Source organism: Hydrogenophaga sp. GW823-FHT04C09, assembly GCF_058796355.1.
On the sequence record NZ_JBXAIO010000008.1, the window covers coordinates 153181 to 179413 of the forward strand.

A 26233-nucleotide genomic window follows, 5' to 3' on the forward strand; every position below is an offset into this window, starting at 1 on the left:
GCTCGTCGAACCGAGGAGGGATCGTCATGATGGACATCGAAGAAGCGCCTGAACACGCGGCCGATGCGAGCGCGGCCGGCGCACACCACGAACCAGACTCGTCGCCGGAGAACCCCACGCCATCGTCCCGACACGCGCTCGCGCCGCTGGCGGCGGCCGCGCTGCTCGCGGCTTGTGGTGGCGGTGGTGGTGGCGGCAGCACCGCCGATGCGGCACCGGCGGTGGGCGTGATCGACTTTCCCATCGCCGGCTACAGCCACATCAACCCCACGAACGATGCCGAGGCCGCGCGCTTCCTTCAGCAGGCGCAGTTTTCCTCCACACCGGCGGAGATGGCCGAGCTGCGCGGCATGGGCTGCGCGCAATGGCTGTCCAACCAGTTCGCGCGCTATCAGGGCATCACCGGCTGGACCTGGCTGGAGGCCCGGGGCTACGGCGTGGTGGACGCCAACCGCTATTTCTTCAACCAGTACCCGGCCGACTTCATGATCTGGAGCCAGCTTCTGAGCGGGCCGGACATGATGCGCAAACGCGCCGCGCTGGCGCTCTCGGAATTCTTCGTGGCCTCGCTCGCCTCGGCCGAGTTCACCTGGCGCTCGCACGCCTACGCGAGCTGGTGGGACACGCTGGCGCGCAACGCCTTCGGCAACTACCGCGAGCTGCTGGAAGACGTCACGCTGCACCCTGCGATGGGCTACTTCCTCAATACCAAGGGCAACCAGAAAGAGAACGCCAGCACCGGCCGCGTGCCCGACGAGAACTACGCGCGCGAGGTCATGCAGCTCTTCACCATCGGCGTGGTCGAACTCAACCTCGACGGCACGCCCAAGACCAGCGGCGGCGTGCCGCTGGAGAGCTACACCCAGGCCGACGTGACCGGTCTGGCGCGCGTGTTCACCGGCTACGACTTCGACACCTCCGACGGCGTGCGCCATCCGGTGGACAACTACACCATCGAGTCCAAGGCCTTCGCGGGCAAGCGCATGTCGTTCAACGCCAATCGGCACTCCAACCTGGAAGCTCGCTTCCTGGGCACCACGGTGCCGGCCAATACACCGGGCCCCACCGCCCTGCGGATGGCGCTGGACACCCTGTTCAACCACCCGAACGCCGGCCCTTTCTTCGCGCGTCAGATGATCCAGCGCCTGGTGACCAGCCACCCCAGCCCGGCCTACGTGGCACGCGTCGCATCGCGCTTCAACGACAACGGTGCGGGCGTGCGTGGCGACCTCAAGGCGGTGTGGGTGGCGATCCTGCTTGACGATGAGGCACGTGGGCCGGCCTCGCTGCAAAGCACCACCTTCGGCAAGCTGCGCGAACCCATGCTGCGCTTCATCCAGTGGGCGCGCACTTTTGGCGTCACGTCGGCGGCCGGCAGCTGGAAAATCTTCGAGCTGAACAACGCGGCCACCCAGCTCGGTCAGAGCCCGCTGCGCTCGCCCTCCGTGTTCAACTTCTTCCGGCCGGGCTATGTGCCACCGGGCACGGCGCTCTCGGCCTCGGGCGCCACCGCGCCCGAGTTCCAGCTGGTCAACGAGTCCACCGTGGGCGGCTACCTGAACTTCATGCAGGGCGTGATCGAACGCGGCATCAACTGCCCCGAGCCAGGGGTGCCGCAGGCGGCGTGGACCAACTATGCCTACGACGTGCAGGCCAACTACAGCCGCGAGCTCGCGCTGGTGGCCGATGCCACGGCGCTGGTGAACCACGTCTGCCTGGTGCTCGCGGCGGGCCAGATCTCCAGCGCCTCGCGCGCCACCATGGTCTCGGCGCTCAACGCCACGCCGGTGACCACGGCCAGCAGCGACACCGTCAAGCGCCGTCGCATCTGGGCCGCCATCCTGATGGTCATGGCCTGTCCCGAATACCTGATCCAGAAATAAGGGGGCCTGCCATGCACTTCATCCAGCCCGATCTGCACACCCGCCGCGCCTTCCTGCGCCGGGCCGGCCAGCTGGCCTTCACCGGCGCGGCCCTGCCCACCGCGCTCAACCTCGCGGCCATGGCCGACGCGGCGGCGTTCAACGCCACCGACTACAAGGCCCTGGTCTGCGTGTTCCTCAACGGCGGCAACGACTACGCCAACACCGTCGTCAACTACGACACCGCCAGCTACGACCAGTACAGCGCCATCCGCGGCGGCGGCGCGAACCGCACGGCCGGCGGCATCGCCCTGGCGCAGGCCGCGCTCACGCCCACCGTGCTCAACCCCACCGTGGCCCTGCCCGGTGGCAAGCAGTACGCCTTGCACCCGGCCATGACCGGCCTGGCCGGCCTGTTCAACAGCGGCGTGGCGGCGGTGCAGCTCAACGTCGGCCCGCTGGTGGCGCCGGTCACGCGCCAACAGTACCACGGCAGCAACCGCGTGGCCTACCCGCTGCCGCCCAAGCTGTTCTCGCACAACGACCAGCAGTCGGTCTGGCAATCGTCGCAGCCCGAAGGCGCCACCACCGGCTGGGGCGGCCACATCGGCGACCTCGCGCTCTCGGCCAACACCAACCGCGTGCTCACCTGCGTCTCGGTCACCGGCAACACGGTGTTCCTCTCCGGCGACCAAGCGCTGTCGTACCAGGTCAGCACCAACGGCGCGGTGAAGATCAGCGCGGTCAACAACAACGTCTACAACTCGGCCGCGGTGCGCGCGGCCATCACCTCGCTGGCGCTGCAGACCCGCACCCACGTGCTGGAGAACGAATACAACCTCGTCACCGCGCGCGCCGTGGGCGCCGAAAGCGCGCTCACCTCGGCGCTGGCCGCCTTCCCGGCCACCGACGCACCGTTCAACGCCTTCCCCACCGCCAACGGCCTGGCCGACCAGCTCAGGATGGTGGCGCGCCTGATCGCCGCGCGCACCCAGCTGGGCAACCAGCGCCAGGTGTTCTTCGTCTCCATCGGCGGCTTCGATCTGCACGACAACCTCATCGGGGGCCAGGCCACGCTGATGGACCGCGTGAGCTCGGCGCTCACCGCCTTCTACAACGCCACGGCGGCGCTCAACGTGGCCGACAAGGTCACCACCTTCACCGCGTCCGACTTCGGCCGCACGCTCAGCTACAACGGCGACGGCTCCGACCACGGCTGGGGCAGCCACCACTTCCTGGTCGGCGGCGCGGTGCGCGGCAAGGCCTTCTACGGCAAGGCGCCACCGGTGAGCGTGGGCAACTCCACCACCGACGCCAACGACCAGTGGCACGTGGGCCAGGGCCGGCTGCTGCCCAGCACCTCGGTGGACCAGTACGCCGGCACCCTGGCCACCTGGTTCGGCGTGCAGGGCGCCGAGATGAGCGGCATCCTGCCCAACCTGGGCAACTTCAACAGCGTCGACTACCCCACCAACCTGGGCTTTATGCTCTAGAGGGCTCCCCCCGCGCCGCGCCTGCGGCGCGTCACCCCTCAGGGGCAACACCTGCGGCCCGGCAAAGCCGGTTCCGCGGTGTTCCCGACCTGACACCGCCCTCCGGTGAAGTGCCCCTAAGATGGCCCGACTTCTTCAGCGGGCCTCTGCATGATCGACCTCTATACCGCCGCCACGCCCAACGGGCACAAGGTGTCCATCGCGCTCGAAGAGCTGGGCCTGCCCTACACGCTGAAGGTGCTCAAGCTGAGCGAAGGCGAACAGCGGCAGCCCGACTACCTGAAGATCAACCCCAATGGCCGCATCCCGGCCCTCGTGGACCACGAGGCCGGCGGTTTCGCGGTGTTCGAGTCCGGCGCCTGCCTGATCTACCTGGCCGAAAAAACCGGCCGGCTCATGCCGTCGGACATGAAGGGGCGCTCGCTCGTGATGCAGTGGCTGATGTTCCAGATGGGCGGCATCGGACCCATGATGGGCCAGGCCAATGTGTTCTTCCGCTACTTTCCCGAGAAGATCCCGGCCGCGATCGACCGCTACCAGGGCGAATGCAAGCGCCTGTTCCGCGTGCTCGACGGCCACCTGGCGCAGCACGAGTACCTCGCGGGCGACTACTCCATCGCCGACATCGCCAACTGGGCCTGGGTGCGCACCCACCGCTGGTCCGGGGTGGACATCGGCGACCTGCCCCACCTCAAGCGCTGGCGCGACGCGATCCGTGCGCGCCCGGCGGTGCAGCGCGGCATCGAGCGGCCGGCCTCGACCATGGACCTGGAGCGCGACGGGGAACAGGGCGCGCAGCGCTTCGCCGAGGACGCCCGGCGCCTGATGGAAACCGGCCAGAGCCTGAAGGCGGGCGGGGGTGGTGCATGAAGCTGTACGTGTCGCCGCGCGCCCCCAACCCGCGCCGGGTGCTGATGTTCCTGGTCGAGAAGAACATCAACGGGCTGGAGCTGGTCAACATCGACCTCAACGCCCAGGAGCACAAGACCAGCGGCTACCGCGCCAAGAGCCCGCTGGCGCGCGTACCCGCGCTGGAGTTCGACGACGGGCGCGTGCTCACCGAGACGCGCGCGATCTGCACCTGGATGGAAGGCCGCTACCCCACGCCCAACCTGATGGGGCAGAACGCCGAGGAACGTGCCTTCATCGAGATGGCCGACCGGCGCGTGGAGTGGTACTTCATGCTGCCCATGGCCAACGCCATCCGCCACACGCACCCGGGCCTGGCACCGCTGGAGCAGCCGCAGTTTCCCGATTTCGGCCACTCGCAGGTGGCCAAGGCCCGCGAGACCGCCGCCTGGCTCAACGCCGAGCTGCAGCGCCAGCCCTGGGTGGCCGGCAACCGCTTCACCATCGCCGACATCACCGCGTTCTGCACCGTCGAGTTCGCGCGGCTGATGCGCTTCAAGCCCGCCGACGAGGGCTTCCACGCGCTGCAGGCCTGGCGCGACCGCGTGGCCACGCGCCCCAGCGCCCTGGTCTGAAGCCCTGGCTCAACCCCAGGGCGTGGGTGTGCGCGCCAGCGCGCGCTCCATGGCCGGCAGGGCCTGCAGGCCCGATGCCAGCTGGTCCCGCAGCGCCGCCTGCCAGCGCTCGACCCAGGGCGTGGCCAGGCCTTCGGGCACGGTGGCCAGCAAGGCCTGCGCGGTGCTCAGGTCGTTGAGCTGCCCCAGCAGCTCCTGCGCATCGGCCAGGGCCTCGGTGCTGCGCTCCAGCCGCCTGGGCGGCAACACGCTGGCCAGGAATTCCTGCGCATACCGCAGCTTCTTCAAGACGATGCGCAGTTCGTGCCTCCCCTCCGGTCCGAGCCGGCGCGCGCGGCGCGCTTCGGCTTGCAGCGCCATGTGGCGCTGGCGCAGCGTGTCGCGCGCCCAGTCGGGCAGGCTCTGCGGAGCTTCGCCACGGGCCTGCAAAGCCAGCACGGCCCGGGTGAATGCCAGCATTCGAAGCGCGTGCTCACATCCACCCAGAGCATCGGCCGCGCGCTGGTGGGCCGCCTGGCGCTGGTCCCGCACCCAATCAAGCAAAGCCTGCTCGGCGGGCGCCATCGCGGCGCCCGGCACGGCCTCGGGTTGCCACGCGGGCAGGCGTTCGGTGGCGAACACATCCCAGTTGCGCGCGTCGCCGAGCTGGCCCGCGAGGGTTTTCCACTCGGCCGCCCAGTGCGCGACGAAACGGCGTGGCAGGTGGGCCCGGAACAGGCGCAGGCCGGTGCGCAGCCGCCGCAGGGCCACCCGCGCCTGGTGCACGAACTCGGGGTCGGGCACGGCGCCATCCGGCCCGGGCGGCCGCACGCCGGCCTCGTTGGCCTGCAGGTGGCTCAGGCAGCTCAGCGCGGCGGCCTGGAAGGCCTGCACCGGCGCCATCTGCGCATCCAGCGCGAGCGGCTCGGCCTTGCTGGGCCGCAGGCGTTCGCCGGTGAAGAGGGCATAGCCCCGCTCGGCCTTGCTGCGCTGGGCCGGCAGCAGGCGCAGCCCCTGGGCGGCCTGCCCGCTCGGGCCCAGGGCCAGCGTGTGCGCCAGGTCCAGCAAGGCATCGACCGGGCCGCTGAGCAACTCCAGCTCCAGTTCCAGAATGGCCTGGCGGTGGTTGCCCTCGGCGTTGCCGGTGGTGATGGCGCCCTGGTCCAGCGCCACCTCCACCACCGCCCCGCCGTGCGACAGGGTCCAGCTGCGGCGCGTGAAGTCGGTGCGGAACACCGGCACCAGCTGCCACGCCACGCACAGCAGTTGCTGCGCCAGCGCCTCGTCGTCAACCAGGGCCGCGAAGTCGAAGCGGCCGGGGCGGCAAGCGGCCTCCCACTCGCCGCGGCGCGACAGGCCCCCCACCGAGGTGCCCGCCGTCTTCACCGTGAGCAGGATGCGGCGGCCCACGCGGCGCTCGCGCACCGCCAGCCGCTGCGCGCGCAGCGTGAGCGTGGAGGTGTCGAAATAGGTGTTGAACAGGCGCTCGCGGCGCGGTGCCTGCCCGCTCAGCAGCGGGTGCGCGAGCAGGCGCGGCAGGTCCTCGGGGTGCAGTTCGAGCTTGAGTTCGGTTTCCTGGGGCATGGGGTCGTTGGGGCACGGGGGGAGCGGCGAGTCTGCCAGCACCGGGGAAATTCATCTACCGCGCCACGCGGCGAGCTCGCCACAGCCTTACGCCTTGTAACGCCGACGGCCACGCGCCACGCCAGAATCGCGACAGGCCGCGCCCCCTCGGACCCGGTCGTTCGACACAACACCCCACAAGCCCACGACATGACCCACCCACCGCGCACGCGCCTCTCCATCGCCTTCCTGAGCCTGATGCTGCTGGGCAGCCTGCCGGCCCTGGCCGAAAAACCCGAATGGGCCGGCAAGCAGGGTGGCAAACACGACAAGCATGAAAAGCACGAGAAGCACCGGGACGACCACCGCGATGACCGGCGGGACGACCGCCGCGACGGGCCACGCTCGCCCTCGTCCAGCGTGTCGGTGAACATCCAGATCGGCGGCTACTTCGGTGAGCCCCAGCGCCGCATCGCCCACGATTACTACGAGCCCCGGTTCAAGGCCGGCAAATGCCCGCCGGGCCTGGCCAAGAAGCACAACGGCTGCATGCCCCCCGGCCAGGCGAAGAAGTGGCGCATGGGCTATCCGTTGCCGCGCGACGTCGTGTACTACCCCGTGCCCAACAGCGTGTCGGTGCAGATCGGCCTGCCCCCCTCGGGCTACAAGTACGTGCGCGTGGCGGCCGACATCCTGATGATCGCCGTGGGCACGGGCATGGTGGTGGATGCGATCGAAGACCTCGGCCGGTTCTGAGTTCGCGATGCGCCCCACCACCCTGGTGGCCGCAGCGACCCTGCTCACCCTGGGCAGCGGGGCGAGCGCGGCGCAGCCCCCCACCGACACCGTGGCCCTGGAAGCCAGCCGCGACTACCTCGTGGGCGCCGCCGTGGTGTCGTCCGCGCCGCAACTCGGCAGCGATGTCGAGCAGCGCCTGCGGCTGCGCCCGATCTGGGCTTTTCAACTCGGGCGCTTCCGCTTCGCCACCTCGGGCGCCAGCGCCCTGCTCAGCCAGGGCCGCCAGAGCGTGGACACCGGCGTGAGCACGGTGCTGGCCGGCAACGACCGCTGGTCGCTGAGCACCTCGCTGTCGATCGACGAGGGGCGCTCGTGGGACGACGACGCCGTCTTCCGCGGCCTGCCCGACGTGCGCGCCACGCTGCGCGGCCGTGTCGGCGCCAACGCGGCCCTGAGCCAGCGCTGGACCTACTCGGTGCGGGCCTCGCAAGACCTGCTGGGCCGCGCCGGCGGCCTGCGTGTGGACCATGGCCTGAGCTACCACCACCCCGTTTCTTCGCAGACCCACTGGGACCTGTCGCTGGGTGCGGGCTGGGCCAACGGCACCTACCGGCAGACGCACTACGGCGTGGACCCGGCCCCGGCGGCCGCCACCGGTGTGCCGGCGTTCGCGATCGGCTCGGGCTGGGACACGGTCTCGCTGGGTTGGCGCATCACCTCGGCGCTGAACCGCCACTGGGTGGCCTACGGCGGCGTGGGCGTGTCGCAGCTGCAAGGCGCGGCCGCGCGCAGCCCGCTGGTGGGGCGCCAGACCGCCTACGGCGCCACCGTCGGCCTGGCCTACCGCAACAACTAGGCCTCTAGACCGTCAGCAGGCGGCGCAGGTAGCACCCGGTGTGGCTGTCGGGGTGCGCCGCGATGGTCTCGGGCGTGCCCTGCGCCACCACCGTGCCACCGCCCGAGCCCCCTTCGGGCCCCATGTCGATGACCCAGTCGGCGGTCTTGATGACGTCGAGGTTGTGTTCGATCACCACGATGGTGTTGCCCGCGTCGCGCAGCTGGTGCAGCACCTTGAGCAGCAGTTCGATGTCGGCGAAGTGCAGGCCGGTGGTGGGTTCGTCCAGGATGTAGAGCGTGCGGCCGGTGTCGCGCTTGGAGAGCTCCAGCGCGAGCTTGACGCGCTGCGCCTCGCCTCCCGAGAGCGTGGTCGCGCTCTGGCCGAGCTGGATGTAGGACAGGCCCACGTCGAGCAGGGTCTGCAGCTTGCGGTGCAGCGTGGGCACGGCGCTGAAGAAGGCGTGCGACTGCTCCACCGTCATGTCCAGGATCTGCGCGATGTTGCGGCCCTTGTACTGCACGTCCAGCGTCTCGCGGTTGTAGCGCTGGCCGTGGCAGACCTCGCAGGGCACGTACACGTCGGGCAGGAAGTGCATCTCCACCTTGACCACGCCATCGCCCTGACAGGCCTCGCAGCGGCCACCGGCCACGTTGAAGCTGAAACGGCCCGGGCCGTAGCCGCGCTCGCGCGCGGTGGGCATCTCGGCCATGAGTTCGCGGATGCCGGTGAACAGGCCGGTGTAGGTGGCCGGGTTGCTGCGCGGCGTGCGACCGATGGGCGACTGGTCGACGTTGATGACCTTGTCGAAGTGTTCGATGCCTTCGATCGCGTCGTGCGCGGCCGGCTCGTCGTGCGATCGGTAGAGCGTGCGCGCCACCGCCGCGTACAGCGTGTCGTTGACGAGGGTGGACTTGCCCGAGCCCGAGACGCCGGTGACGCAGGTCAGCAGGCCGACCGGGAACGCCACGCTCGCGCCCTTGAGGTTGTGCCCGCGCGCGTTGACGACGCGGATTTCCTGCAGCTCGCCCAGCGTGGCCTGGTGCGCGGCCTCGCGCGCGGCGCGGCGCTCGGCCGCCGGGCTGGGCGGGAAACGCGGCTTGGCGGGCGCGGCCTTCGGGGCATCGCCCTTCTTCACCACCGGCAGCCAGGGGGTGCGGCGCGCGGGCACGGCGATCTGGCGCGTGCCGCTGAGGTACTGACCAGTAAGCGAATCGGCCGTGGCCATGACCTGCTCGCAGGTGCCTTGCGCCATCACGCGCCCGCCGTGCACGCCCGCGCCCGGGCCCATGTCGATCACGTGGTCGGCGGTGCGGATCATGTCCTCGTCGTGCTCGACCACCAGCACCGTGTTGCCGAGGTCGCGCAGGTGCTGCAGCGTGGCGATGAGGCGGTCGTTGTCGCGCTGGTGCAGGCCGATGCTGGGCTCGTCGAGCACGTACATCACGCCGGTCAGGCCACTGCCGATCTGGCTGGCCAGGCGGATGCGCTGGGCCTCGCCACCCGAGAGCGTGTCGGCGCTGCGGTCCAGGCTGAGGTAGTTCAGGCCCACGTCGTTCAGGAATTTCAGGCGCTGGCGGATCTCGTTGATCACGCGCGCGGCGATGTCGCCCTTGGCGCCGTGCAGCTCCAGTTGCTGGAAATAGGCCAGCGCCTCGCCCAGCGTGACGTGGCTGATCTTGTAGATGGGCTGCTTCTGTTCACCCTCGCCCACGAACACGTGGCGCGCCTCGCGGCGCAGGCGCGAACCGCCGCACTCCGGGCAGGGCTGCACGGCGCGGTAGCGCGCCAGTTCCTCGCGCACGGCGGCGCTGTCGGTCTCGCGGTAGCGGCGCTCGAAGTTGCGCACGATGCCTTCGAAGGGGTGCTTCTTGCTGATCTTCTTGCCCGCGCGCTCGCCGGATTCGAGCGCGTAGCTGAACTTCACCTCTTCCTCGCCCGAGCCGTAGAGCAGCACCTGCTGCACCGCGTCGGGCAGGCTCTCCCAGGGCGCCTCGGCGTCGAACTTGTAGTGCGCCGCGAGGCTCTCGATCATGGCGAAGTAATAACCGTTGCGCCGATCCCAACCCTTGATGGCACCGCTGGCCAGGCTCAGCGAGGGAAAGGCGACCACGCGCGCGGGGTCGAAGAATTCGGTGTGGCCCAGGCCGTCGCAGGTCGGGCAGGCGCCCATGGGCGAGTTGAACGAGAACAGGCGCGGCTCGAGTTCGCCCACGGTGTAGTGGCACAGCGGGCAGGCAAAGCGCGCCGAGAAACCGTGCTCGCGCGGCACCGCGCCAGGGGTTTCCGGCGCGTCCATCTCCATCGCGATGGCCCGGCCGTCGGCCAGGCGCAGCGCGGCCTCGAAACTCTCGGCCAGGCGCTGGCGCAAGGGATTCACGCCCTCTTCCTCAACGTCGACGCGCACCTTGATGCGGTCGATCACCACGTCGATGTTGTGCTTCTCGGTTTTCTTCAAGGCCGGCAGCGCCTCGGCCTCCAGCACCGCGCCGTCGACGCGGAAGCGCACATAGCCCTGGGCCTGCATGTCGGCGAAGAGCTCGGTGAACTCGCCTTTTTTCTCGCGCGCCACCGGGGCCAGGATCATCAGGCGCGTGCCCTCGGGCAGCGCGAGCACCGTGTCCACCATCTGCGCCACGCTCTGCGAGGTCAGCGGCAAGCCATGGTCGGGGCAGTGCGGCGTGCCCGCGCGCGCGAACAGCAGGCGCAGGTAGTCGTGGATCTCGGTCACCGTGCCCACGGTGGAACGCGGGTTGTGGCTGGTGGCCTTCTGCTCGATGGCGATGGCGGGTGACAGGCCTTCGATCAGGTCCACGTCGGGCTTATCCATCAGCTGCAGGAACTGCCGCGCATAGGCCGACAGGCTCTCCACGTAGCGGCGCTGCCCCTCGGCATAGAGCGTGTCGAACGCCAGGCTGGACTTGCCCGAGCCCGACAGCCCGGTGATCACCACCAGGGCGTGCTTGGGAATGTCGAGGTCGATGTTCTTGAGGTTGTGCGTGCGCGCACCGCGCACCGACAGGAACGCGCTGGCATGCCGCAGGGCGGCGCCCAGGTAACGGGGGGATGGCTCGCCCACGGACGGCGGCGTCCCGGGGGTGTCGGCGCCGGTCGATCCAGGCAATTTCAGGTCCGGGGGAAGGTTCTGGTTCAAGGCGCGATGCGGGGTTCAGGGCAACCCGACATGATAAGCCGCCACGCGGTTTTGCGCCCCTCCGCCCGGCGGGCGCCGGCCTTTCGCCGACAATACGCCGTCCCCCTGTCTCCCCTGCCCGCCCTGCCGGCCTCCGCTGCCTTGTCCACCCTGAGCCCCTCCCCCGCCAACGCGGCCACCACGCCGCCCGACGCCGCCCGCATGACCCCCGCCGAGCGCCGCGCCAGCGCCTCCCTGGCCCTGGTGTTCGCGCTGCGCATGTTGGGCCTGTTCATCGTGCTGCCGGTGTTCGCGCTGGAAGCCGCGCGCCTGCCCGGCGGCGAGGACGCGGCCCGGGTGGGCTTCGCCATGGGCCTGTACGGGCTGACGCAGGCCTTTCTGCAGATTCCCCTGGGCCTGGCGTCCGACCGCTTCGGCCGCAAACCCGTGATCGTGGCCGGCCTGCTGCTGTTTGCCCTGGGCAGCGGCATCGCCGCCTGGGCGCCCGACCTCACCTGGCTGGCCATCGGCCGCGCGGTGCAGGGCGCGGGCGCCATCTCCGCCGCCGTGACGGCCTTCCTGGCCGACGTCACGCGCGACAGCGTGCGCACCAAGGCCATGGCCATGGTGGGGGCCAGCATCGCGCTGATGTTCGCGCTCTCCCTGGTGCTGGCGCCCGCGCTGGCGGCCTGGGTCGGCCTCTCGGGCATCTTTGCCCTCACCGGCGCGCTGGCGCTGCTGGCCATCGCCGTGGTGATCTGGGTGGCACCGCCCGAACCGCGCGAACACCGGCCCTCCGACCTGCAGCAGTTGCGCGCCGGCCTGGCCGAGGTGCTGCGCCACCGGGGCCTGCTGCGCCTGAACCTGGGCGTGTTCGTGCTGCACGCGGTGCAGCTGGCGATGTGGATGGCGGTGCCGGCCCTGCTGGTGGCCGCCGGCCTGCCCAAGGCGGACCATGCCCAGGTCTACCTGCCCGCCGTGGTGGCGTCCCTGCTGGTGATGGGCGGCGTGCTCTTTCCCATGGAGCGCCGGGGCCGGCTGCGCGCGGCCTTCCTGATCGCCATCGCCCTGATCGGCGCGGTGCAGCTCGCGTTGTGGGCCCTGGCCGACGCCTCACCCGGCCTGTGGACCCTGGGCGGGCTGCTGTTCGTGTTCTTCATCGGCTTCAACACGCTGGAAGCCAGCCAGCCCAGCCTGGTGTCCAAACTGGCGCCCGCGCACGCCCGGGGGGCGGCGCTGGGCGTCTACAACACCCTGCAGTCCGTCGGCTTCTTCGTCGGCGGCGCGGTGGGCGGCTGGCTGGCGCGCGCGCACGGCGCGCCAGGCCTGTTCGCGGTCTGTGCCGTGGCCATGCTGGTGTGGCTGGTGGTGGCCTGGCCGATGCAGGCGCCGCCGCCCTCAGCGGCCCGGCGCTGAACCCTCGCCGGGCGGCGGCGGCGCAGCCGCCACACCATCGCGCATCGAGCGCATCATCAGCTGCGACATGGTGCTGTAGAGCGGCCGGCTGATCATGCGCGAGATCAGGCTGGCCAGCAGCGCGCAAGCCATCAGGCTGAGCACCATGCTGTGGCCATCGGTCATCTCCATCACGATGATCATGGCGGTGATCGGGGTCTGCGTCACGGCCGCCAGGAAACCGCACATGCCCAGCGCGATCAGGGCCGCGCCGTGCGGAGAATCGAGCAGCCAGGCCACGTCCGCGCCCACACCGGCGCCGATCGACAGGCTGGGCCCGAACAGCCCGCCGGGCACACCCGCCCACGACGACAGCCACGAGGCCACGAACTTCAGGCCCGTGAACACCAGCGGCTGGTGCGACGCGCCCGGTGTGCCGACCTGTTCCAGCATCACCTTGGTGTGTTCGTGGCCCCCGCCCACGGCCGTGCCGTCGCTGATCACGGCGATCACCGCCACCGCGAAGCCGCAGATCGCCGCGAAGGTGACCGGGCGCTTGCGCCGGTAGGCGCAGAAGCGGTCAGGCAGGCCGATGAACGAGGCCAGCATCAGGCGCGACATCAACCCGCCCAGCAGCCCGCAGCCCACGGCCACCAGCGCGCCAGGCAGGAACAGGCTCCACGACAGGGCCTCGGCCCGCACCCGCCCGAAGTACGACAGGTTGCCGAACGCCGAGACCGCCACCAGGCCGGCGATCACGATGGCCGCCAGCATCAGGCCGCTGTTGCGGTCCTGCAGGCGCCGGGACAGCTCTTCGATGGCGAACACGATGCCGCCCAGCGGCGTGTTGAAGGCCGCGGCGATGCCGGCCGCGCCGCCAGCCACCAGCAGTTCGCGGTGGGTGATGCCCGAATTCGGCGACAGCCAGCGGCGCGCGTGCAGCATGACCCCGGCGGCGACCTGCACCGACGGGCCCTGACGGCCGATCGAAAGCCCGGCCAGCACACCGCCGGACACCGCCACCATCTTGACCAGGCTCAGCCGCAGCGAGACGAAGCGCGAGCGCTCGCGCAAGGGCGTGGCCGGGTCCAGCGCGGTCAGCACCTGCGGCACACCGGAGCCGGCCGCCCCGGGGGCCCAGCGGCGGATGGCCCAGACCACCAGCGCCGTGAGCGCGGGCGTCCACACCAGCGGCGCCCACCACCAGCCGCTGCGCAAGCCGCTGTACAAGGCATAGGCCCCCTCGGCCAGCAAGGTGAACGCCACCACCGCGAGGCCCGCCAGCACGGCATAGACGATCACCACCGCGCGGTCCAGCCATTGACGCCCCCCGCCCATTTCGTCGCGCAGGTTCTGCAGGAAGTCCGGTTCGCCTTTCATGGGGGGCCAGTGTATCGACCGATACGGGCCGGCGCGCCGGCACTTGCGGCACAATGTCAGGCCGCGTCCCGGCCGCGCCCGGGCCCGCCCTCTCTTCAGGACATCACCACCATGGCATCCGTCAACAAAGTCATCCTCGTCGGCAACTGCGGCCGCGATCCCGAAATCCGCTACCTGCCGTCCGGCCAGGCCGTGGCCAACGTCAGCGTGGCGACCTCCAGCCGCCGCAAGGACAAGAACAGCGGCGAGATGATCGAAGACACCCAGTGGCACCGCGTCACCTTCTACGACCGCCTGGCCGAAATCGCCGGCGAGTACGTGAAGAAAGGCCGCCCGATCTACGTCGAAGGCCGCCTCAAGTACGGCAAGTACACCGACCAGTCCGGCGTGGAGAAGAACACGGTGGACATCATCGCCACCGAACTGCAGCTGCTCGGCGGCCGCGAAGGCATGGGCGGTGGCGGCGGTGAAGAAGGCGGTGGTGGCGGCGGCTACTCGCGCCCCGCCGCGGCCCCCCGAGCCCCGGCACCCGCGCCGCGCCAGGCCCCGGCGGCCGCGCCCGCGCGCCAGTCCAGCGGCTTTGACGACATGGACGACGACATCCCGTTCTGACGCCGCCCCGCCAGGTTTCACGATCAGGCCCGCACGCGCCTCGGCGCTGCGGGCCTTTTGCTGGCCCCTCAGCCCACCCCGAAGTGCGCGGGCAACTGCAGGGCCACGGCGTAGAGGGCATGGCGCGTCATGCAGGCATGTGCCTCCCGCATGAGCAGGTTGCTGCGTTGCCATTCCTGGCCGGCCACGGCCTGAGCGAACGCCATCGCGCCTTGAGATCCGGTGTGACACCCGGGCTCGGCCAGTTGGCGCACGCGACCGGCGCGCGCCCATCGGGCTTGCGCCAGCTCCCAATCCATGACCGCCTGCAGGTAGGTCTCCCTGGCTTGGGCAAAACGATCGCTCGCCGAGGTGCGATGCCCATCCGGCGTCTTCGAAATGGCCTCATCCCCTTGCCGCTGCGCTTCGAGCGCCAGCCGGTCGATCTCGGCAGGCGCCGCCGGGATGAAGTGGGTCCCATTCGTGTCCAACTGGGCCGGCAACAGGCGCGTCACCCGCGTGAAGTGCCGGCCCGCCGCCTCCCACATCGCCGTGGCCATCTCCACCGTGCATCGCAAGTCCGCCAGCATTTCCGTGAGCTTGCGCTGCTCCGTCCCTGGGCCCAACCCAGCGTCCCCCCTTGCCGTGAGGAGGTGGGCCAGGCTTTTCAAGGTCTGCTGGGTGTTCAGGCTGCCCATCAGCCGCCGCCGGGCCGTGTCCACCTCGTGGCATGCGGTCAGCACGCACAGGAGCCGCCCGTTGAGCCGCCGCAGATCGGCGGGCTCGTGCGCATCGCGTTCGGCTTCACGCACGTACACGTGCTGCAGCACGTCCCGAAACGCCATGCCCGTGACGCCGCGCCCGGCCGCACCGCCCATGGCCTCGGGCGCGCCTGCCTCGTGCCGCCCAGGCCTCCCCCACCCCTCTCCCCTGTGATGGGTGGCACCAAGCCCCCCACCCTCGTCGAATGCATCGAACATGCCGAGGTCTTTCCCGAATCAAGTTGGATTGAAACCAAGGGGCATCACCATCCGGCGCGATCCGACCATCGCCGGCATGAGGTGCCCATCGGCACTTGCTGCGCGGAGCCCGTCTCTGGTGGACCGTTCAAGACACCCGCGCGCGGAAATTTATAACACTGTTTTTCTACAAAACCCATGCTTTTCCGGCATGAAATGAACAAAAAGGTTATCGAAATCCAAAAATGGCCGGCGTGCCATGGACCGTTCCGGCGCCCCATGCATGGACGAAGGTGGCCCGCATCCCAGGCACTGGCATGATGTCGGACTTCGCAGCCCCGCTGCCGGCCCCACTCCCAGCCATGAACACAGCCACCATCCCGCCCGACGCGCCCGCGACCGCCCAACCGGCCCGGGCGCGCCGCGGCGCCCCGCGCAACAAGGCCCCACGCACCGATGCGCGCCCACCCCGCCAGCACCCGGTGCTCGACCAGTTGGCCCAGCTCGCGCCCGGCCTCTTCGGCGAGGTGCTCAAGCCGCTCAAGCGCGGCATCTACCAGGACCTGCTCGACGCCCACCCAGGCGTGCTGGACGCCGAAGGACTCAAGGCCGCGCTGGCCCTGCACACCCGCTCGTCGCGCTACCTGACCGTGGTGGCCTCGGGCCAGCCGCGCCACGACCTCGCCGGCCAGCCGGTGGAGCCCCTGGCGCCCGAGCACGTGCACCATGCGCTGATCGAGGTCTTCCGCCGCCGCCAGGGCCGCTCGCCGGAAGACCTGGTCCCCAAGCTGCGCCAGCGCATCGTGCAGGCCTTCGAGGCCTCGGGCCTGGGCCGTGAGGCCTACGCCACGCTGGTGATGGGGCGCGACGAGACCGTCAACGCCATCACCGCCGACGCCCTGGCCGAAGCGGCCAGCCGCGCCGCGCGCGACGAAGCCCTGCTGCGCGCCTTCGACGCCAGCGGGCAGACGGTGGAGGCCTTCGCCGACATGTACGGCATGCCGGTGCACGAAGCCCGGCGCACGCTGGAGCGCGCCCGCGCCCGCCAGACACCCCGCGCCGCATGAGCCCCGCGACGACCACCGAATCACCCTACGCGTGGTGGCGGCTGGTCGTCTCGCTCGTGCTCATGACGCTGGGCGGCGTGGGCATGTACTCGGTCACCGTGGTGCTGCCTCGCATCCAGGCCGACTTTGGGGTGGATCGCGGCGCCGCCTCGCTGCCCTACACGCTCACCATGGTGGGCTTCGGCGTCGGCGGCATCCTCATGGGCAAGCTGTCCGACCGTTTCGGCGTGATGGTGCCGGTGCTCGGTGGCGCCGTCGGCCTGGGCCTGGGTTTCATCGCCGCCGGTGCGGCCACCACGCTCTGGCAGTTCAGCCTGGCGCAAGGCCTGCTCATCGGCCTGCTCGGCACCTCGGCCACCTTCGCGCCGCTGGTGGCCGACACCTCACGCTGGTTCGACCGGCGCCGCGGCATCGCGCTGGCGATCTGCATGAGCGGCAACTACGTGGCTGGCGCGATCTGGCCGCCGGTGACGCAGCATTTCATCGACCACGGCGGCTGGCGCGAGGCCTACACCTTCATCGGCGTGTTCTGCCTGCTCACCATGCTGCCGCTGGCCCTGGTGCTGCGGCGGCGCCCGCCTCCTGAAGCAGCGCCGGTGCCGGTCGCTGCGCCCGCCAGCGCGACCGTCGCCCAAGGCGATCGGCCGCTCGGCCTGTCGCCCGGCACGCTGCAGGCCCTGCTGTGTGTGGCCGGGGTGTCGTGCTGCGTGGCCATGTCCATGCCGCAGGTGCACATCGTGGCCTACTGCACCGACCTGGGTTTCGGCGCCGCGCGCGGCGCCGAGATGCTCTCGGTGATGCTGGGCATGGGCGTGGCGAGCCGGCTGATCTCCGGCTGGATCTCCGACCGCATCGGCGGCCTGCGCACGCTGCTGCTGGGTTCGGTGCTGCAGGGCGTGGCGCTGCTGATGTTCCTGCCCTTCGATGGCCTGGTGCCGCTGTACCTGATCTCCGGCCTGTTCGGCCTGTTCCAGGGCGGCATCGTGCCGAGCTACGCCCTGATCGTGCGCGAGCACTTCGCGCCCATGCAGGCCGGCGTGCGCGTGGGCACGGTGCTGATGGCCACGCTGCTGGGCATGGCGCTGGGCGGCTGGATGTCGGGCGCGATCTTCGACCTGACCGGCTCCTACCAGGCCGCCTTCCTCAACGGCATCGGCTTCAACCTGCTCAACGTCAGCATCGTGTTCTTCCTGCTGCGGCGCGCGCGGGCGCGCGGCATCGGCCTGGGCCGGTCGTCTCAGGGCATGGTGAACACGGTGAGCACGCCGGTGTAACCGTAGAGGCTGCGGTGAGCGATCTCGCCACCGGCGAAGAAACCCACCAGCGGCACATCGCCGAGCGCGCGGCGCACCACCTGAAGCTCGGCGCTGGGGCTGCCGAAATGCGGCCCGCCGCGCCCCGAGCAGCTGACGTACACCGCCCCGGCGATGCGACGCGCGGCATGCGGGCCGGCCTCCACGTCGGTGGACGAGAGCGCCGTCGCCATCGACAGGCCCAGCTCTTCGGGTTCGAGCTCTTCACGCACCTCGGCGCACACGCGCACGAGGTCGGCGCGCGCGGCCTCGGCGTTGCGTTCGCAGAAGGCCAGGCGCGTGCCCACCGGCGCCACGTCGGCAATCGCGATGCCGCGCCGCCCCGGGTCCAGGCCGATCAGGTGGCGCACCAGCACCTCGGTGCCGAACTGGCCGCGCACGCGCGGGGCGGGCGCTGAGGACGCGCTGTGCTCGGGCAGCGGCGGCGAGAGCCCCACCAGCGTGGCGCGCAGGCGCGGCATGGCTTCTTCGGGTTGCTCCAGCGAGATCACGCGCTCGCGCAGCAGCACGTCCAGCGCGGGTTCGTCGTCGAGCATCAGCACCAGGTTGCCGTCGGACGCGGTGACCGTGCGCTCGCGGTCCACCGGCTGCGCCCCCTGCGTGACGCGCGAGACCAGGCCCACGTCCGCCCCGAAGGCCACGCCGCTCAGGCCGCCATGGAACACCCCGCTGGCCGCGCCCTGGCCGTCGAGGGTGCCCGCGCTGCTGAGCGAAAACTGCACGCTCTGGTGCCGGCTCGCCGCCAGCCCACCAAACACGTAGCCGCTGCGCGTGCGCTCGGCCATTTCGGCAATGAGTTCGGCCAGCTCGGGCGTGCCGCCGTCGGCATGCACCAGCGCCGTGTGCGCCTCGAAACGGTCGGCGATCGCCGGGCGGCCACTCGTGGAGAGTGGCGCCACCCCGCTGAACACACGGTACTGGCCCGGGTGCAGATCGCACAGCATCACGCACATCGCGGGCTCGTCGAAATACTCCACGTTGTTGGCCGCGATGCCCACGCCCACGGTGCCGGCCCAGTCGATCGCCTCGGACGACAGCTCGGCACTCAGGTGCTTGAGGATGGCCTCGGCTTCGTCGGCGTAGTGGTCGGTGATGTAGAGCAGCCCCAGGCAGGGCGACTTGGCGTATTCGGGCAGCGCCATCTGCGCGCGCAGTTGCGCGAGCACGAGAGCGGCGGCCATCCGCCATTGCGGGTGGGTGGCGTGGGCGTAAGGAAAGAGTTTCATGAGAAAAAAGGCGGCGCGCCGCGAACACGGCGGCGTGGGAGGTTCAACGTCGGCTGGCGGCCTTGCGGGCCGGGGCCCTCCTGGCGGCCGGCTTGGCGGCGGATTTCGCGGCAGGGCGCTGGGCAGAAGGGCTGGCGGCCGGCCGGGCCACCGCCCGCGCGGCAGCGCGGCCCACGCCCCGGGCGGCCTTGCCGGCCATGCCGGTGGCGGTCTTCAGGGCCTGGTCGGTCAGGCCGCTGGCGACTTGCCGCGTGGTATCGAGCGCGGTCTGCTTGGCCACGTCTTTCATCGCGTTGCTCGCGATCTGCTGGAACTGCTGCGACAGCGCGCCCCACCACTGCATCGGGTCCACCACGCCACCGGCGGCCGGCGCGGCGGTGGCCGCCGTCTTGCGGGCCGGCTTCTTCTTGCGCGGCGCCGGCGCAGGCGCGGCTTCGGGCTCGGCAGGGGTGCCGTAGGTGCGCGGCGGCACTTCCAGGCCGGCGAACGGCGTGGGCGCGGCGGCGGGTGAACCGGTGAAGCCGGCCAGGGTGTCGGCGGCCTTGATCTTGAGCGCGTTGGCCACATCGCCCATGCTGAAGTTCATCGTCTTGAGCGTGGACAAGGTCATCTTCTGCACCTCCAGCGCCTGGATGGTGGCCCCCAGCGCCTTGGCGTTCTGGTCCAGCCAGAAGTGCACGGCCTTGAGTTCCTCGATGCGTTTCTCGAGGTCTTCCACGTTGAAGGTGGGCGCCACCCAGCTGCCGAGGTTGGGCAACTGCGGGATGTTCTGGCTGATGCCCTGCGCCACCCCGCCGGCCGCCTGGCCCGCGAGGTTCTGCAGGAACTCGAAGCCGGGAACGAATTTGCCGAAACCGCTGCCGGGGGCGTCGCTCATGGAGATCTCCTGTCGTGCCGTCTAGGTCTTGTCTGTCTCAGCCGTCCACGCCGTAGCGGGGTGCGCGGCGCTCACGCAAGGATGCCACACCTTCGCGCACATCGGGCCCGGCAAAACCCATGAATTCGAGCGCCAGGGAGGTGTCGAACGCGGGGCCGGCCTGGCGCAGCCAGTTGTTGAGCGAGTACTTGGTCCAGCGGATCGCGGTCTGGCTGCCACTGGCAAGGCGGTCGGCCACTTCATAGGCCTTGTCGAGCAGGGCCGCGTCCTCCACCGCGAGCGAGACCAGGCCGATGCGCTCGGCCTCCTCGCCGCTGATGGGGTCGCACAACATCAGGTAGTACTTGGCCTTGGCCAGGCCGCACAGCAGGGGCCAGACGATGGCCGCGTGGTCACCGGCCGCCACGCCCAGGCGCGTGTGGCCGTCGACGATCTTGGCGCTCTTGGCCGCGATCGAGATGTCGGCCAGCAGGCCGGCCACCAGGCCCGCGCCCACGGCCGGGCCGTGCATGGCGCTGACGATGGGCTTGTCGCAGTTGATGACGTTGTAGACCAGGTCGCGCGCTTCCTTCCAGACGCGCGTGCGCACCTCGAAGTCGGTCGCCATGTCCTGCACCAGCGCGAGGTCGCCGCCGCCGGAGAAGCCCATGCCGCTGCCACGCAACACGGCGCAGCGCACGCTGTCGTCGCGCCCCACGTCGCGCCAGATCTCGCTGAGCTCCCAGTGGCCGTCGTGGCCGGCGGTGGGCAGCTTGCCGTTGCCGCCCGGGCCGTCGGCGCGCATCTGGATGTCGAGCACGGAAGGCACGCCGTCCACGGTGGGGCCGCGGCGGGTGATGGCGAGGGTCTGGTAGCGGCTGTAGTCCACGGGGCTGCTCATGCGGGTCTCCTGAAGGGCTGGGGTTCTGTCGGTCATTGTGCTCGACCGCGCGCCAGCGTCTATGCTGGCGGCCATGAACCCGTCCACCGCTGCGCTGCACACCCGCAGCCTGTTCCATTTCGCCTTCAACGTCACCGACCTGGACGCGGCGCGCCGCTTCTACGGCGGCGTGCTCGGCTGCGCCGAGGGCCGCAGCACCGACACCTGGGTGGACTTCGATTTCTTCAGCCACCAGATCTCGCTGCACCTGGGCGAGCCGCTGAAGACGCAGCGCACCGGCCGCGTGGGCGAGCACCTGGTGCCCATGCCGCACTTCGGCCTGGTGCTGCTGCTGCCGGAGTGGCAAGCGCTGGCCGCGCGGCTGCAGGCCGCGGACGTGGACTTCGTGCTGCCACCCCAGGTGCGCTTCGAGGGGCAGCCCGGGGAGCAGTGGACGATGTTCTTCTGCGACCCCTTCGGCAACCCGATCGAGGTCAAGGGCTTCGCGTCGATCGAGCAGGTCTACGCTGTTTGAACGCTGGCCTCAGGCCAGCGGCGCGATTTTCTGGTCGATCGCGCCGAACACGGACTGGCCATCCTTGCCCTTCATCTCGATGCGGATGGTGTCGCCGAACTTCATGAAGGCGGTCGAGGGCTGGCCGTCCAGGATGGTCTCGATCGCGCGCTTCTCGGCGATGCAGCTGTAGCCCTTGGGCCAGTCCTTGCGGCCGTCCACGTCCGTGCCCTTGTTGCTCACCGTGCCGCTGCCCACGATGGAGCCGGCGCGCACGTTGCGCGTCTTGGTGATGTGGGCCACGAGCTGGCCGAAGTGGAAGGTCATCTCCGGGCCGGCCTCGCACATGCCGACCTTGCGGCCGTTCCAGGTCGACTGCATGGTCAGGTGCACGCGGCCACCCTGCCAGGCGTCGCCGAGCTCGTCGGGCGTGACCGCCACCGGGCTGAACGCGGTGGCCGGCTTGCTCTGGAAGAAGCCGAAGCCCTTGGCCAGTTCGGCCGGGATCAGGTTGCGCAGCGACACGTCGTTGGCCAGCATCAGCAGGCGCACGCCCTCCAAGGCCTGCTCGGGCGTGGCGCTCATGGGCACGTCGCCGGTGATGACGGCGATCTCGGCCTCGAAGTCGATGCCGAAGTCTTCACTGGCCACCACCACGTCTTCGCAGGGGCCGATGAAGTCGTCGCTGCCGCCCTGGTACATCAGCGGGTCGGTGTAGAACGACGCCGGCACTTCGCTGTTGCGCGCGGCGCGCACCAGTTCCACATGGTTGATGTAGGCCGAGCCGTCGGCCCACTGGTAGGCGCGCGGCAGCGGGGCCATGCACTGGGCGGGGTCGAACGGGAAGGCGTGGCGCGCCTTGCCCTGGTTGAGCGTGACGTACAGGTCGTGCAACTGGGGGCTGATGAAGTTCCAGTCGTCCAGCGCCTGCTGGAGCTTGTGGGCGATGCCGGTCGCATAATGCGCCGTGCTCAGGTCGCGGGAGACCACCACCAGTTGTCCGTCGCGCGAGCCGTCTTTGTAAGTGGCGAGTTTCATGCAAGTCTCCTGCTGTCAGGTTGGGGTCAAAGCGGGCACATTGTCCGCCTGGGGGCGGATCGGTGGCACACTCGGGGGATGTCTTTGAATTACGGATAGTGAAATTGATTCACCTATTCGTAAATACGGGATTCTAGACGAAAGCCCCGTGAACCGCTGCAAGACCCGCCACCGGCCCGGGGAACCCACCGCCCGACCGACCGTCCAACCTTCGTGACCCTGATTCACATGCCTGTTGCCCAACGCCCCGCCATCGACACCGAAACCCGTGACGACGCGGAACCGTTGCGCGCGGGCATCCAGTCGGTGGAAGTGGGCTTCGAGCTGCTCGATGCCCTGTCGCAGGCCGACGGTGCCCTGATGCTGCGCGACCTGGCCGCCGCGGCTGGCATGAGCGCGGCCAAGGCCCACCGCTACCTGGTGAGCTTCCAGCGCATGGGCCTGGTGGTGCAGGACCCGGTGAGCACGCGCTACGACCTCGGCCCCGCCGCGCTGCGCATCGGGCTGGCCAGCCTCGCGCGCCTCGACGCCGTGAAGTTCGCGCGCGAACGCATCGATGGCCTGCTGGCCGAGACCGGCCACACCCTGGCCATCGCGGTGTGGGGCAACCAGGGCCCCACCATGGTGCACTGGATCGAGGCGCCTCAGACGGTGCCCGTCACCCTGCGCCTGGGCGACGTCATGCCGCTGCTGACCTCGGCCACCGGCCGCTGCTTTGCCGCCTTCATGGGCAGTGAAGGCCGCGACGCCCAGCGCATCGCCCCCATGGTGCGCGACGAACTCGCGCGCCTGAAGAAGCTGCCGCAACATGGCGATCTGCCCCTGGTGGACGTGCCCCAGTCGCCGCAGGAGGTGCAGGCCCTGCTCGAAGACACCCGGCGCCGGGGCTTGGCGCGCGTGGTGCACAGCCTGCTGCCCGGCGTGGGCGGCTTCTGCGCCCCGGTGTTCGACGCCCAGGGCCGGCTCGCGCTGGGCCTGGTGGTGCTCGGCTCCGTGGCCACGCTGGACACCGACTGGCAGGGCGCCACCGCCACCGCCCTGCTGCGCTGCGCTCGCCAGCTCAGCGCCGACCTGGGGCACCGCCCCGCCCCTTCCAGCCCGTGACCCAAACGCCCTTGTCACCTTCTGCCTCGCCACGCGGGTCGGTGCTCACCGCGCTGGTGGCGCTGGTGCTGGGCCTGCACCTGGTCCTGCTCGCCGGCGGCATCACGCTTCAACTGCCCGACACCGCCCGGGCGCCAGCGCCCCCGGCCACCGGCGCCAGTGCATCCGCCGCGAACGCCGAACCGCCCGCCACCGCCTCCACCCCGGCAGCGCGCCCGCAGCCGGTGCAGGTGAGCACCGTGCGCTGGATCGTGCCCGCCGCCCCGGCGCCCGCGCCGCGCCCCGAACCCGCGCCCCGGCCCAAGCCCGTTCCGAAGGCGGCGCCCACGGCCCGCCCCGCCCCGGTTCCCGAACCCGTCGCCGTGGCCCAGGCAGCGCCCGAACCCGCCGAGGCCGTCGCCCTCGCGCCGGCTGAGACGCCGGCCATCGCTTCGCAGGAAGTGGCCGTGAGCGAGCCTCCGGCGCCGGCACCCGAAGCGCCGGCAGAAGCCGTGGCGGCGCCTGCTGCCACGCCCGAAACACCCCCAATCAGCGAGCCCACCGGCACCACGCCGTCGGCAGCAACCGACGGCAAACCCAGCGCCCCCGTCGCCCTGCCACCCGCCACGCCGCCGCCCAGCACCCGCCTGCACTACGACGTGACCGGCAACGTCAAGGGCATCGGCTACAAGGCCCAGGGCACGCTGGACTGGGCCGTGGCCGACGGCCGCTACGAGGCCCGCATGGAGATGCGCGTGCTGCTGCTGGGCAGCCGCTCGCAGACCAGCATCGGCCGCATCGGCCCCGAAGGCCTGATGCCCGAGCGCTTCGCCGACAAGAGCCGCAGCGAGAAAGCCGCCCATTTCGATGCGGCGCAACAGCGCATCCGCTTCAGCAGCAACGCGCCCGAGGCACCGCTGCAGCCGGGGGCGCAGGACCGCCTGAGCCTGTTCCTGCAGCTCGCCAGCCTGCTGCAGGCCCGCCCGCAGGCCTACACCACCGGGCAGACGGTGGACATGCAGGTGGCCGGCACGGGCGACGCCCCCGTCTGGCGCTTCGACGTGGGCGAAGAATCGACGATTTCGCTGCCAGCGGGCGAATTCAAGGTGCGCCACCTGGTGCGCCAGCCGCGCAAGGAATTCGACAGCACGGTCGAAATGTGGCTCGCGCCCAGCCTGCACCACCTGCCCGTGCGCCTGCGGGTGAAACAGTCGAACGGCGATGTGGCCGATCAGCAACTCAGCCAGATGCCGTAAGGCAAACACCTGTAGGACAAACACCCATCTGTGCCAAAAAAGACACGCATCTTGAAGTCCGGGGGAACGTCGCCACGTAAAGCTGCATCTGACCTATAAATCGGCGCGTATTTGCCGATATAAGGTTGTCAGGAACGCAGATTTTTTCTATTCAAGGATTTCAGTCATGCACATGCTTTACGACTCGGATGCCTTCGCTGTGGTCCACATCCTGGCCAATGCGCCCGTCGAGGGCGACAACGAAGTGGCCGACGGCCCGCAGATTCCCCGCCACGGTTTCGAGATCGTGGACAAGCGCTCGGGCAAAGAGGTGTACCTCGACGGCTCCTGGGCCGAGATGTTCCAGCTCCAGATCACCGCCTGGCAGCAGAGCACGCCGTCCCAGGAAGAGGTGGAAGACACGCTCGAGGGCTATGCCACGCTGGCCCAGATGCCCGTGGTCATGCACTGAACGAACGCACTTCCTCTGAAAAAAGGCCGCTGCACCCCAGCGGCCTTTTTCATGTCGGGCCGTGGCGCCAGCGGTACAGCGGCTCGGCCAGCACCAGCACCGCCACCAGCCGGCAGACCTGGAACGCCGTCACCACCGGCACGCCCAGCTGCAGCACCTTGGCGGTGATGGCCATCTCGGCAATGCCGCCGGGCGCGGTGCCCAGCAACAGCGTGACCGGGTGCAAACCCGTCAGCTGCGCCAGCACCCAGCCGAAGCCGGCGCACAGGCCCATCATCACCAGTGTGGCGAAAGCCACCGACGCCAGCCAGCGCGGCGCCGTGTGCACGAAAGTGGGCGTGAAACGCACGCCCAGGCTCACACCGATCACCAGCTGCGCCGCGTTCGACAGGCTCTGCGGGATGGCCGACAGGGTGTGGCCGCTCAAGGTCACCACCATGGTGACCACCAGCGCGCCCATGAACCAGGGGTTGGCGCGGCCCAGGCGCTGCATGGCCAGCGCGCCCAGCAACGTGAGCCCGGCCAGCGCCAGCAGCCCCAGGGCTTGCACGTCCCGCACGCCCTGCGCCCCGGTGTCGAGCCCGCTCACGCCCCCGAACTGCAGGGCAAACGGGATGGTGACCGTCACCAGCAGCACCCGCAGGCTGTGCGCGGCCGCCACCAGATCGGTGCGCGCGCCCTGGCGCTCGGCGATCAGCGTCATCTCGGACGCGCCGCCGATCGCGCCAGCGAAATAGGTGGTGCAGCGCAGCTCCGCCGGCGTCAAGGCCACCAGATGCCCCGCGTGCAGCCAGCGCAGCCAGGCTGCAAAACCCAGACCCAGGGCCAATGCCCACGCGATGCCGAGCGCGATGGCCCACCAGAGGCTGGCCACGAGCGCGCCCACGGCCGGCGTGAAGTACAGGCCCAGCGCGGTGCCGATCACCCACTGCCCGCTGTTGCGCAAAGGCGTCCAGCTCTCGGTGCGCATGCCCAGCACCGACACCAGCGCCGTCGCCAGCAGCGGGCCGATCATCCAGGGGATGGGCGTGCGCAGCCAGCGGCACAGCAGGGCGGCGGCCAGGGCGATCGTCAGGGTGAGGCAGACGCGCGGCCACGAATCGGGCCGCCAGACAGGCAGAAAGGACACGCGGAAAG

23 protein-coding genes are annotated in these 26233 nt (G+C 70.3%); 14 read left to right on the forward strand and 9 right to left on the reverse strand.

Going from position 1 to position 26233, the window contains the following annotated elements; genetic code table 11:
* Positions 1-26 precede the first annotated feature (26 nt).
* The 4 genes from AC1Q9M_RS20920 (at position 27) to AC1Q9M_RS20935 (ending at position 4839) form a co-directional block, all read left to right on the forward strand.
* A complete protein-coding gene (locus AC1Q9M_RS20920) occupies positions 27-1883 on the forward strand; it encodes a DUF1800 domain-containing protein (RefSeq protein WP_492435572.1) in 1857 nt (618 codons plus the stop codon).
* 11 nt (positions 1884-1894) lie between these two features.
* Positions 1895-3355 (forward strand): DUF1501 domain-containing protein, encoded by a 1461-nt coding sequence (locus AC1Q9M_RS20925; RefSeq protein WP_382322146.1) that lies wholly within the window; start codon positions 1895-1897, stop codon positions 3353-3355.
* 150 nt (positions 3356-3505) lie between these two features.
* Positions 3506-4225: a glutathione S-transferase family protein gene (locus AC1Q9M_RS20930; protein WP_382153601.1), complete on the forward strand. Its 720-nt coding sequence runs from the start codon at positions 3506-3508 to the stop codon at positions 4223-4225.
* Positions 4222-4839, forward strand: coding sequence for a glutathione S-transferase family protein (locus tag AC1Q9M_RS20935; protein ID WP_492435575.1), 618 nt, complete (start codon positions 4222-4224; stop codon positions 4837-4839). Before AC1Q9M_RS20930 ends, AC1Q9M_RS20935 begins: the two co-directional genes overlap by 4 nt.
* A gap of 9 nt (positions 4840-4848) precedes the next feature.
* Here AC1Q9M_RS20935 and AC1Q9M_RS20940 read toward each other — a convergent pair whose 3' ends face one another.
* The gene (locus AC1Q9M_RS20940) at positions 4849-6402 is read right to left on the reverse strand and encodes a CYTH and CHAD domain-containing protein (RefSeq protein ID WP_492435577.1); all 1554 of its coding nucleotides are present in this window, start codon (positions 6400-6402) and stop codon (positions 4849-4851) included.
* Between the two features lie 189 nt (positions 6403-6591).
* Here AC1Q9M_RS20940 and AC1Q9M_RS20945 point away from each other — a divergent pair, with 189 nt between their 5' ends.
* Both AC1Q9M_RS20945 and AC1Q9M_RS20950 read left to right on the forward strand, forming a co-directional pair.
* On the forward strand, positions 6592-7137 hold the full coding sequence (locus AC1Q9M_RS20945) for a hypothetical protein (protein WP_492435579.1): 546 nt from the start codon (positions 6592-6594) through the stop codon (positions 7135-7137).
* Positions 7138-7144: 7 nt separating this feature from the next.
* Complete coding sequence (locus AC1Q9M_RS20950) at positions 7145-7975, forward strand: MipA/OmpV family protein (protein ID WP_492435581.1); 831 nt, start codon at positions 7145-7147, stop codon at positions 7973-7975.
* A gap of 4 nt (positions 7976-7979) precedes the next feature.
* Here AC1Q9M_RS20950 and uvrA read toward each other — a convergent pair whose 3' ends face one another.
* On the reverse strand, positions 7980-11033 hold the full coding sequence (uvrA, locus tag AC1Q9M_RS20955; RefSeq protein WP_492435701.1) for an excinuclease ABC subunit UvrA: 3054 nt from the start codon (positions 11031-11033) through the stop codon (positions 7980-7982).
* A gap of 276 nt (positions 11034-11309) precedes the next feature.
* Here uvrA and AC1Q9M_RS20960 point away from each other — a divergent pair, with 276 nt between their 5' ends.
* Positions 11310-12503, forward strand: coding sequence for an MFS transporter (locus AC1Q9M_RS20960; protein WP_382325757.1), 1194 nt, complete (start codon positions 11310-11312; stop codon positions 12501-12503).
* On the opposite strand, the gene AC1Q9M_RS20965 is transcribed toward AC1Q9M_RS20960, so the two are convergent.
* On the reverse strand, positions 12486-13862 hold the full coding sequence (locus tag AC1Q9M_RS20965) for a chloride channel protein (protein ID WP_382322148.1): 1377 nt from the start codon (positions 13860-13862) through the stop codon (positions 12486-12488). The genes AC1Q9M_RS20960 and AC1Q9M_RS20965 overlap by 18 nt on opposite strands.
* Before the next feature lie 111 nt (positions 13863-13973).
* Between AC1Q9M_RS20965 and ssb the strand changes: the two genes are divergently transcribed.
* Positions 13974-14474: a single-stranded DNA-binding protein gene (gene ssb / locus AC1Q9M_RS20970; RefSeq protein ID WP_291112021.1), complete on the forward strand. Its 501-nt coding sequence runs from the start codon at positions 13974-13976 to the stop codon at positions 14472-14474.
* Between the two features lie 68 nt (positions 14475-14542).
* Here ssb and AC1Q9M_RS20975 read toward each other — a convergent pair whose 3' ends face one another.
* Complete coding sequence (locus AC1Q9M_RS20975; protein ID WP_492435583.1) at positions 14543-15433, reverse strand: hypothetical protein; 891 nt, start codon at positions 15431-15433, stop codon at positions 14543-14545.
* A 296-nt stretch (positions 15434-15729) separates the two neighbouring features.
* Between AC1Q9M_RS20975 and AC1Q9M_RS20980 the strand changes: the two genes are divergently transcribed.
* Positions 15730-16479, forward strand: a complete 750-nt coding sequence (locus AC1Q9M_RS20980; RefSeq protein ID WP_492435585.1) for a ProQ/FinO family protein — start codon at positions 15730-15732, stop codon at positions 16477-16479.
* Positions 16476-17753, forward strand: a complete 1278-nt coding sequence (locus AC1Q9M_RS20985) for an MFS transporter (protein WP_382322151.1) — start codon at positions 16476-16478, stop codon at positions 17751-17753. Before AC1Q9M_RS20980 ends, AC1Q9M_RS20985 begins: the two co-directional genes overlap by 4 nt.
* Here AC1Q9M_RS20985 and AC1Q9M_RS20990 read toward each other — a convergent pair.
* Genes AC1Q9M_RS20990 through AC1Q9M_RS21000 form a run of 3 tightly spaced genes read right to left on the reverse strand, consistent with a single transcriptional unit; the run spans position 17717 to position 20763 of the window.
* Positions 17717-19018: an FIST signal transduction protein gene (locus AC1Q9M_RS20990; protein WP_492435587.1), complete on the reverse strand. Its 1302-nt coding sequence runs from the start codon at positions 19016-19018 to the stop codon at positions 17717-17719. The genes AC1Q9M_RS20985 and AC1Q9M_RS20990 overlap by 37 nt on opposite strands.
* 43 nt (positions 19019-19061) lie before the next feature.
* Complete coding sequence (locus AC1Q9M_RS20995) at positions 19062-19895, reverse strand: PhaM family polyhydroxyalkanoate granule multifunctional regulatory protein (protein WP_444687594.1); 834 nt, start codon at positions 19893-19895, stop codon at positions 19062-19064.
* Between the two features lie 37 nt (positions 19896-19932).
* Positions 19933-20763 carry an enoyl-CoA hydratase/isomerase family protein gene (locus AC1Q9M_RS21000; RefSeq protein WP_382163839.1) on the reverse strand — a complete coding sequence of 277 codons (831 nt, stop codon included), beginning with the start codon at positions 20761-20763 and terminating at the stop codon, positions 19933-19935.
* Between the two features lie 85 nt (positions 20764-20848).
* Here AC1Q9M_RS21000 and AC1Q9M_RS21005 point away from each other — a divergent pair, with 85 nt between their 5' ends.
* Positions 20849-21289, forward strand: a complete 441-nt coding sequence (locus AC1Q9M_RS21005; RefSeq protein WP_382322154.1) for a VOC family protein — start codon at positions 20849-20851, stop codon at positions 21287-21289.
* A gap of 9 nt (positions 21290-21298) precedes the next feature.
* Here the strand turns inward: AC1Q9M_RS21005 and AC1Q9M_RS21010 are convergent, their stop codons facing one another.
* Positions 21299-22306, reverse strand: a complete 1008-nt coding sequence (locus AC1Q9M_RS21010) for a fumarylacetoacetate hydrolase family protein (RefSeq protein ID WP_444687595.1) — start codon at positions 22304-22306, stop codon at positions 21299-21301.
* Between the two features lie 228 nt (positions 22307-22534).
* Between AC1Q9M_RS21010 and AC1Q9M_RS21015 the strand changes: the two genes are divergently transcribed.
* The 3 genes from AC1Q9M_RS21015 to AC1Q9M_RS21025 all read left to right on the forward strand — a co-directional run bounded on the left by AC1Q9M_RS21015 (position 22535) and on the right by AC1Q9M_RS21025 (position 25096).
* The gene (locus tag AC1Q9M_RS21015; protein WP_492435704.1) at positions 22535-23410 is read left to right on the forward strand and encodes an IclR family transcriptional regulator; all 876 of its coding nucleotides are present in this window, start codon (positions 22535-22537) and stop codon (positions 23408-23410) included.
* A gap of 11 nt (positions 23411-23421) precedes the next feature.
* Positions 23422-24645: a DUF3108 domain-containing protein gene (locus tag AC1Q9M_RS21020; RefSeq protein ID WP_444687598.1), complete on the forward strand. Its 1224-nt coding sequence runs from the start codon at positions 23422-23424 to the stop codon at positions 24643-24645.
* A 166-nt stretch (positions 24646-24811) separates the two neighbouring features.
* A complete protein-coding gene (locus AC1Q9M_RS21025; RefSeq protein ID WP_382153555.1) occupies positions 24812-25096 on the forward strand; it encodes a BTH_I0359 family protein in 285 nt (94 codons plus the stop codon).
* 49 nt (positions 25097-25145) lie between these two features.
* On the opposite strand, the gene AC1Q9M_RS21030 is transcribed toward AC1Q9M_RS21025, so the two are convergent.
* The gene (locus tag AC1Q9M_RS21030; protein ID WP_382325761.1) at positions 25146-26216 is read right to left on the reverse strand and encodes an AbrB family transcriptional regulator; all 1071 of its coding nucleotides are present in this window, start codon (positions 26214-26216) and stop codon (positions 25146-25148) included.
* Positions 26217-26233 lie beyond the last annotated feature (17 nt).